Source organism: Pseudonocardia sp., from assembly GCF_025465255.1.
In the GTDB taxonomy this organism is placed as follows: domain Bacteria; phylum Actinomycetota; class Actinomycetes; order Mycobacteriales; family Pseudonocardiaceae; genus Pseudonocardia.
This window is the reverse complement of the sequence record NZ_JAODNI010000120.1, coordinates 1-8,043: the sequence shown is the minus strand read 5'-3', so window position 1 is coordinate 8,043 and position 8,043 is coordinate 1. Positions and strand designations below refer to the sequence as shown.

Annotated in this window: 8 protein-coding genes and 1 pseudogene; 2 read left to right on the top strand and 7 right to left on the bottom strand. The window is 75.0% G+C overall.

Features of this window, described 5'->3' with window-relative positions; translation table 11 throughout:
• Nucleotides 1-277 (bottom strand): hypothetical protein (locus tag JWP64_RS14350; RefSeq protein WP_297496569.1); only part of this gene is annotated, 277 nt, incomplete at its 3' end.
• A 330-nt stretch (nucleotides 278-607) separates the two neighbouring features.
• Between JWP64_RS14350 and lexA the strand changes: the two genes are divergently transcribed.
• Nucleotides 608-1,378, top strand: a complete 771-nt coding sequence (lexA, locus tag JWP64_RS14345; RefSeq protein ID WP_297496567.1) for a transcriptional repressor LexA — start codon at nucleotides 608-610, stop codon at nucleotides 1,376-1,378.
• 27 nt (nucleotides 1,379-1,405) lie between these two features.
• Here lexA and JWP64_RS14340 read toward each other — a convergent pair whose 3' ends face one another.
• From JWP64_RS14340 to JWP64_RS14315, 6 genes are all read right to left on the bottom strand, one after another.
• The gene (locus tag JWP64_RS14340) at nucleotides 1,406-2,230 is read right to left on the bottom strand and encodes a universal stress protein (protein WP_297496565.1); all 825 of its coding nucleotides are present in this window, start codon (nucleotides 2,228-2,230) and stop codon (nucleotides 1,406-1,408) included.
• Between the two features lie 150 nt (nucleotides 2,231-2,380).
• Complete coding sequence (locus JWP64_RS14335; protein WP_297496562.1) at nucleotides 2,381-3,427, bottom strand: hypothetical protein; 1,047 nt, start codon at nucleotides 3,425-3,427, stop codon at nucleotides 2,381-2,383.
• A 27-nt stretch (nucleotides 3,428-3,454) separates the two neighbouring features.
• Nucleotides 3,455-4,888 carry a GTPase HflX gene (gene hflX / locus JWP64_RS14330; RefSeq protein WP_297496571.1) on the bottom strand — a complete coding sequence of 478 codons (1,434 nt, stop codon included), beginning with the start codon at nucleotides 4,886-4,888 and terminating at the stop codon, nucleotides 3,455-3,457.
• A 167-nt stretch (nucleotides 4,889-5,055) separates the two neighbouring features.
• A complete protein-coding gene (dapF, locus tag JWP64_RS14325) occupies nucleotides 5,056-5,901 on the bottom strand; it encodes a diaminopimelate epimerase (protein ID WP_297496560.1) in 846 nt (281 codons plus the stop codon).
• Nucleotides 5,898-6,818, bottom strand: coding sequence for a tRNA (adenosine(37)-N6)-dimethylallyltransferase MiaA (gene miaA / locus JWP64_RS14320; protein WP_297496558.1), 921 nt, complete (start codon nucleotides 6,816-6,818; stop codon nucleotides 5,898-5,900). The genes dapF and miaA overlap by 4 nt, the downstream gene beginning before the upstream one ends.
• Nucleotides 6,809-7,516 (bottom strand): hypothetical protein, encoded by a 708-nt coding sequence (locus JWP64_RS14315; RefSeq protein ID WP_366889942.1) that lies wholly within the window; start codon nucleotides 7,514-7,516, stop codon nucleotides 6,809-6,811. The genes miaA and JWP64_RS14315 overlap by 10 nt, the downstream gene beginning before the upstream one ends.
• 289 nt (nucleotides 7,517-7,805) lie before the next feature.
• Between JWP64_RS14315 and JWP64_RS14310 the strand changes: the two are divergent.
• Nucleotides 7,806-8,043: pseudogene (locus JWP64_RS14310) on the top strand (hypothetical protein); the annotation flags it as partial.

Here is an 8,043-nt window from a genome sequence, read left to right as displayed (position 1 = left end):
GGTGGCGCGCCTCGCCGACCGGGCGGCGGCGGGCCCGCGCCCGACCCACGCCGGGCCGCTCGACGACCCGCTCCCGGATGCCGCCCCGGCGGACCGGCGACGGCCGCGTGCATCCCGGGATCCGCTGCGGCGCCGGCGAACCGGCCGGAGCGGGAACGGCACGGGGACCACGGCGCAATGGGATCACCGGCGCGAGGGCGCCGACCGCCGACTCCGGTCCGGGCACCGCCCGCCGGGCCGTCGGGTCCTGCCGCTCCGCCACTGCGCTGGGTGCCATCTCCGCGCCTCCCGTCCTCGTCCGCGCCGCTCACCGGCCGGATCTCGCACATCTGTTCGATCGAACGTCTGTGCGACGTTGTACCACCCCGTCGCCCCGGACGCGACGCTCCACGCCGGAGAATCTCGCGTGTCGTTCGAACATGTGTTTGGCGAACCGGCCGAAACGGGCTACGGTCTGTCACGATGCTCCGGCCGGCGACGGCGAGGTGCCGCGCCGAAGGCGCGGCACCCGGTCGGCCGGCAGGAGGCCCGGGCCGCGGTCCGGGGCCGGGAACGAGCCGGGCCGGGCACGAGGCCCGGGACGCAGACGAAGGAGGCGGCAGGGCAGATGGCACGGGACGAGTCCGGCAGCGGCGCGGGCCCCGGGAACGGTCGGGCCGGTGGCGTCGGTGCCGGGGCGAAGCCCGGGCAGGTGCGCGCCTTCCCCGATCCCCCCGCGGATCCGGTGGGCCTCACCCCCCGGCAGCGCAAGGTGCTCGAGGTGATCAGGGACTGGGTGGACCGTTTCGGCTACCCGCCCAGCGTGCGCGAGATCGGCGACGCCGTCGGCCTCACGTCCACCTCCTCGGTACATCACCAGCTGCGCACCCTCGAACGGAAGGGCTACCTGCGGCGTGATCCCAACCGGACCCGCGCCGTGGACGTCCGCAGCCCCGAGGACCTCGCCGACGTCGACTCCGGCACGGGCACCGAGGCGGACGTCGCGATGCGCTCCGCGCGTCCGTCGCCGGCCTACGTGCCGCTGCTCGGCAACATCGCCGCCGGTGGCCCCATCCTCGCCGAGCAGGCCGTGGAGAACGTCTTCCCGCTCCCCCGCGAGATCGTCGGCGAGGGCGAGCTGTTCCTGCTGAACGTGAAGGGGGACTCGATGATCGAGGCCGCCATCACGGACGGGGACTGGGTGGTTGTGCGTCAGCAGCCGGTCGCCGAGCAGGGCGAGATCGTGGCCGCGATGATCGACGGCGAGGCCACGGTGAAGACCCTGAAGCGGCGCGACGGGCACGTCTGGCTGATGCCGGCCAACTCCGCCTACGAGCCCATCCCCGGCGACGAGGCCAGCATCCTCGGCCGCGTCGTCGCGGTTCTGCGCCGGCTCTGAATTCGGTCTTCGCGCCTACCGGCCCGGTCACGGCTCCGGAATCGGGACTACCACGACGGGGTAGCGGGCGCTGCGCACCAGCGCCCCGGCCACGCTCCCGAGCAGCAACCGTCGCATGAACCGGTACCCGCGGGAGCCGACGACGAGCAGGTCCGTCCGCTCCGGCAGGTTCGCCAGCGTGTGGGCGACGTTGCGGCCGATCACGACGTCGACGAACGTGTCGATCTCGGCGGGGACCCGGGACACTCCCTTCTGCGCGGTCTTCTTGGCCTCGTGCACCGCGCCCGGATCCGTCGCGACCACGACGAACCGGAGCGCCGCGCCGGTCCGGCTCGCCAGGTGCACCGCCACGACGATGGCCTGGTCGGACTCGGCGGTCCCGTCGTAGGCCACCCCGATGCTGGCGACCCGCTTCTCGGCGAAATGCCGGTAGCCATGCGGGGCGATCGCGATCGGGCAGCGGGCCATCGGGAGCAGCCGCTGCACCGTCTTGCCCGGCGCGAGGCGGCCGACGAGACCGCCGGCCGTCGAACCGACAACCAGGACCGCGGCCCCGATGTCGTCGGCGTGGTCGACCAGCGCGGGTGCGGCCGGGCCGGGACCCAGCGGGGTGAACTCCACCTCGGCCGAGTCCCAGTCGCGGTCGATCACCGCGCGGGCGCGGTCGAAGCGCTCCCGCGCCACCGCCTCCGCCTTCTCCCGCCAGCGCGGGTCCCGGGCGATCGCCGAGAGCCCGATCCCGTCCGTCGGGTAGACCGTGGCGACGACGGCGGTGAGGCCGGTCAGTCGAGCCAGCTGGGCGCCGAGCACGAGCGCGTCGTGCCCGCCCGGCGTGTCCTCGTAGGCGGCCACGATCGGCACCTCGGCGCCCCTTCCCGCTCGTCGACCGCGTTCGGCCGCCTCGAAGGAACACTAGGCGGCGAGGGCCCGGACACGATCACGTCCGGCTGATCGGTAACGCGGACGTCACACGGAGGACCCGGCCCCGGACCATGAGCGCGATCAGCGGCGACGGTGGCCGTGCAGCGCCATCGCGGCGGCCCCGAGCGCGAGCAGCCCGATCGCGATCGCGCCGCCGATCACCGCCGGCTGCCACTCCGGGGTCCGTTCGGGCGGGACCACGACCGCCGGCGTCGCCGGCTCCGTGGCCGACGCCGTGGGGGCGGCGAGGGCGAGCGCCGCGGCCCCCGGGACCGCCCGGAGCTCCCCCTTGCCGAGCCCCCGCGTCTCCGATCCGGAGAGCAGCGTGCCATCGGGCAGGAACGCGAGCGCCTCGCCCTGGGGCTCGTCCGGCAGCGGGACCCGCATCGGCACCCCGTCCAGCGCGGCGACGACGTCCGCGGATCCCCGGGGCATCCGGTAGAGCCAGGCGTCGGTGTAGGTCCGCAGGGCGACGACCGAGCCGTCCGCGCTGGTCGCGCCGCCTGTGATCGTGTACGAGCCGAGGTCCCCGACGGGCCCGCCGGAGGAGTCCGATCGCGGGAGCACGACCGTCCCGACCCTGGTCAGCGGCGTCGGCCCGGGTTCGGCGAGCGGCCCGGCCGGGCGGTACACCCCGGCGGAGCCGAGCACCTCCTTGGTGACGATCACGGGCACGCCGTCCGCCCCGACGAGCACCGCCTCGGCGTCGTGCGCGCCGTCGGGATACGTCAGCCGGTGCAGCCGCGCCTCTCCGCGAGGTGGCACCGCGATCAGCGCGACCGTCTCCCGGCGGCGGTTGTTGTCCCCCGTGTCCGCGACCCAGAACGTGCCGTCCGGGCTCAGGGCGAGGTCCTCCGCGTCCAGCGGGTCGACGTCCGCGGTGCGCGTCTCGACGATGTCGCACGTGCTCGGGTCGAGGCGCTGCAGGCGCACCTCGCGTCCGCTGTCCGCCATCGCCCACACCTCACCCGACGGCGCGACGGCCAACCCGGACAGCTCGAGGAGCCGCGGGTCCTCGACCGTGCACCGGCTCACCGGATCCGCGGAGGCGGACCCGGTGCCGAGCACGCCGAACGCCAGGAGGACGAGCGCGACCACCGCGCCGCGCGCGGCGGGACGTGCGTTCACGTGCGGCTTCTCGACGGGCGGCGCGGGTCAGCCCCGGACCATGCGCCGCGGCTCGTTGTCCAGGGCGGGAGCGAGGGCGACGGCGGACCGGGGCGCCTCCCCCACCAGGTACGGCGCCGCGACCACGGCGAGCTCCGGCCCCACGCGCACGTGCAGCCGGGTGCCCTCGCCGACGTGCTCCAGTTCGAGCACCTCGGCCTCGGTGTGCAGCCGGGCGACGAGGCCGCCCTCTGTGTAGGGGACGAGCAGTTCCAGGTCCACCTCGGGGCGCGGCAGGCGCTCGGCGAGGCGGGCCTTGAGCTGCTCGATGCCGTCCCCACGGCTGGCGGAGACGAACACCGCGTCCGGCAGGAGGTGCCGCAGCCGCGCGAGCTGCAGGTCCCCGGCCGCGTCCACCTTGTTCACCACGAGCAGCTCCGACGGCATGGTGCCGCCGTGCGTCTCACCGATCTCCACCAGGACCTTGCGGACGGCGGCGATCTGGTCCTCGGGCAGCGGGTCCGAGGCGTCCACGACGTGCACGAGCAGGTCCGCCTGCGCGGACTCCTCGAGCGTCGACCGGAATGCCTCGACGAGCTGGTGGGGCAGGTGCCGCACGAACCCGACGGTGTCGGTGAGCGTGTAGGCCCGCCCGTCCGGCGTCTCGGCGCGCCGGGTGGTGGGGTCCAGGGTCGCGAACAGCGCGTCCTCGACCAGCACGCCGGCGTTCGTCAGGGCGTTGAGCAGGCTGGACTTGCCCCCGTTGGTGTACCCGACGATCGCGACGCCGGGGATCTCGGTCTTCCGGCGGCTGCCGCGCTGGGTGTCCCGGACACGGGACATCGCGCTGATCTCGCGGCGCAGCTTCGACATGCGGTTGCGGATCCGCCGCCGGTCCAGCTCGATCTTCGTCTCACCGGGGCCACGGCCACCGATCCCGACGCCGCCGGCGGCACGGCCACCGACCTGCCGGGACAGCGCCTCACCCCAGCCGCGCAGGCGCGGGAGGAGGTAGGACAGCTGGGCCAGCTCGACCTGCGCCTTGCCGTCCCGCGACCGGGCGTGCTGGGCGAAGATGTCCAGGATCAGCGCGGTCCGGTCGATTACCTTGACCTTGAGCTTCTCCTCCAGTTGGCGGAGCTGGCCGGGCGAGAGCTCGCCGTCGCAGATCACGGTGTCCGCCTCGGCCTGCTGCACGGCGAGCTTGAGCTCCTCTACCTTGCCGGAGCCGATGAACGTGGCCGGGTCCGGCGAGCTCCGTCGCTGCACGAGCCCGTCGAGCACCTCGGAGCCGGCGGTCTCGGCGAGCCGCGCGAGCTCCACGAGGGAGGCGTTGGCCTGCTCGGACGTGCCCTCCGTCCAGACCCCGACGAGGACGACCCGCTCCAGCCGCAGCTGCCGGTACTCGACCTCGGTGATGTCCGTGAGCTCGGTGGACAGGCCCGCGACGCGGCGGAGCGAGGTGCGCTCCTCCAGCTCCATGTCCCCGCGGGAGGGGTCGGAGCGCCGAGCGCCGAAGCGGGGGTCGGCGGTGAAGTCGGGCGAGGTGGTACGCGGTGTCGTGCTCAGGGGGGTTTCAGTCATCGTGACACCCAGTGTCCCACGTTCCGCGTGCCCTGTCCGCCCGTTTGGCGCTGCCTTGTCCGACGTCACCGGAGGGCTTCCCACCAGGACCGATCCAGCTCGCCGTGCGCGACCAGGACCGCCGGACCGTGCAGCACCGTGGAGGCGCCCCCGTCCCGGACGGTCACCCGCAGCCGCCCGCCGGGCGTCTCCACGGGCACCGTGCCGGACTCCCGCCCGGCCGCCCGCAGCGCCGCGACGACGGCCGCGACGGTGCCCGTCCCGCAGGAGCGGGTCTCCCCCACGCCGCGCTCGTGCACGCGCATCGCGACGCCGTCCACGCCGATCGGGGACACGAACTCGACGTTCACGCCGTTCGGGAACGCCGCCTCGTCGTGCAGGGGCGGCGAGATGAGGTCCAGTGCCGGGATGTCCGCTTCCGTGACGCAGGCGAGGTGCGGGTTGCCGACGTCGATCGCGACGCCGTCGAACTCCCGGCCCGCCACGAGCGCGGTGGACGGCTCCCCGACCCGCGCGCGCCCCATCTCGACGGACACCTCGCCGGCGGCGAAGGTGACGTCCTTGACCCCGGCGCGGGTACTGATCCGCAGCGGCCCCTCGCCCAGCCAGCCGGCCTGTTCGAGGTAGCGCGCGAACACCCGGACGCCGTTGCCGCACATCTCCGCGATGCTGCCGTCCGCGTTGCGGTAGTCCATGAACCACTCGACGCCGGCCTCGGGCGCCGGGCCCCCGGAGCCGAGCGCCGACCAGCGCACCACGCGCAGCACCCCGTCCGCGCCCAGGCCACGGTGGCGGTCGCACAGGGCGGCCACCCGCTGCGGCGTCAGCGCGAGCGCGCCCTGCGGGTCCGGCAGCACGACGAAGTCGTTCTGCGTCCCGTGGCCCTTGGTGAAGGCGATCCCGTCACTCACCCGACCAGCCTACGAGCCCGCGCCGACAGTTCCGGATCCGCGCCGTCGAGCCAGTGGACCCGGTGGTCCCGGCGGAACCAGGAACGCTGCCGGCGGACGAACCGGCGGGTGCGCCGCACGGTCTCCTCGGCGGCCGTGGCCCAGGGGTCGTCGGTACCGTCGTACTCGCCGTCGAACGCGGCCAGGACCTGCTGGTAACCGAGCGCCCGGGACGCGGTCCGACCCTCCCGCAGCCCGCGCCCGACCAGCGCCCGGGTCTCCTCGACCAGCCCGTCGGCCAGCATCCGGTCCACCCGCAGCGCCACCCGCTCGTCGAGCTCGGCGGTGTCCCGGTCCACGCCGAGCAGCACGGCGTCGTAGCGGGGCGGCCGCGTCCCGGGCAGGTTCGCGCTGAACGGGCGGCCCGTCAGCTCCACGACTTCCAGGGCCCGGACGATCCGGCGCCCGTTGCTCGGCAGCACGGCCTCGGCGGCCACCGGGTCCACCTGCGCGAGCCGTCGGTGCAGCGTCGGCGCACCGACCCGGGCCAGCTCGGTCTCCAGCCGCCCGCGGACCTGCGGGTCCGTCCCGGGGAACTCCAGCTCGTCGACGACCGCCTGGACGTAGAGCCCGGACCCGCCGACCAGCACCGGGGTGCGGTCCGCGGCCAGCAGCCGCTCGATCACCGCCCGCGCCTCGCGCTGGTAGACGGCGACGGACGCGGTCTCGGTGACGTCCAGGACGTCGAGCTGGTGGTGCGGGATCCCGCGGCGCTCGGGCACGCTCAGCTTCGCGGTGCCCACGTCCATCCCGCGGTAGAGCTGCATGGCGTCCGCGTTGACGATCTCGCCGTCGAGGGACTCGGCGAGGTCGAGCGCGAGATCGGACTTGCCGGTGGCCGTCGGGCCGACGACGGCGACGAGCCGGGTCACGTCCACACAGCCACGTGGTAGGCCACGCCGAACGGCGCCGACGAGTGCAGCAGCTCGCCGCGCCGACCCTGCGGACACGCACCTGCCAGCACCTGCCAGGGCGCCCGGCCCGCGGCCCACAGCTCCGCCGCGACGGCCGGGTCCAGGGCCGCGAGCGCCGCGGCGTCCGCGGACTCGAGGGCCTTGGCCACGGCGTCGTCGAACGGCCCGGCGCGCTCGTCGAGATGGCCGGGCGCCTTGTCGGTGTGCGTCGCGGCCCCGTCCCCGACGATCAGCAGCCCGACCGGTCCGGGCGCCGCCGCGCACTCCGCGGCCAGGTCGGCACCGAGCCGCACGCACTCCTCCGGCCCGGCGTCCGGGGCGACGAGCTCGCCGCGGATCCGCACGGGAGCGCCGGTCGTGCCCGCGGCCCAGGCCGCGATCAGCAGGGGCAACGCGAGATCGGGATCCGGGGCGTCGGCCGGGGCGGTGGTGTCCAGCGGAACCTTGACGTCGACGCCGAACCCGGCGAACGTCCCGACCGCCTCCGGCCGGACGGTGCGCCGGCCCTCGGTGTCCGACCCGACGGCGATCCATTCGGGGGCGACCGCCGCGAGCCTGGCCGCCGCGGAGCGACAGGCCGCCCGCAGCTCCTCCGTCTCGGCCGCCGCGCCCGTGGCGAGCTCGGGGACGAGCAGTGGGGGTTGCGGCAGCACGACGACCATGGAGAGCACGGGTGCCGATCCTATCCGCCGGTCCGACGGTCACGCACCGTATACGACGAAGCCCGTAGCGTCACGAAGGGCGACTCTCCGGGCCGTCGGGCGCGACTCGTCGATGAGGATCTGCCGCTGGGAGGCACGTACGGGCGGCAACTGTTCCGCGTGACACGCCGAACTGTTTGAATTCCGGCACCGGCGGTCGCAGGTCGTGACCTGGCCGGAATGCGCACGGCCCCTCCGTCAGGCGGGGCGTCCACCGGACCTCGGTGGACAGGAACGAGGGAGGACGACGGTGTCGGACGAGCAGACCCCGGAGCGCACCGATCAGCCGGACGGGCCGGTGGCGTCGGCCCCGGACGGCGGCACGGACACCGATCGCAGAGAACAGGCGAGCACCGAGCAGGCGGCCGCGGAGCAGACGGGCGGTGACGAGGCGAGCGCCGGGAGCACGCTCTCACCGAGCCCCGAGCCGCCGGCCCCGGTAGCACCGCCGCCGGCAGCACCGGCCCCCGCGGCGCCCGCGCCCGGAC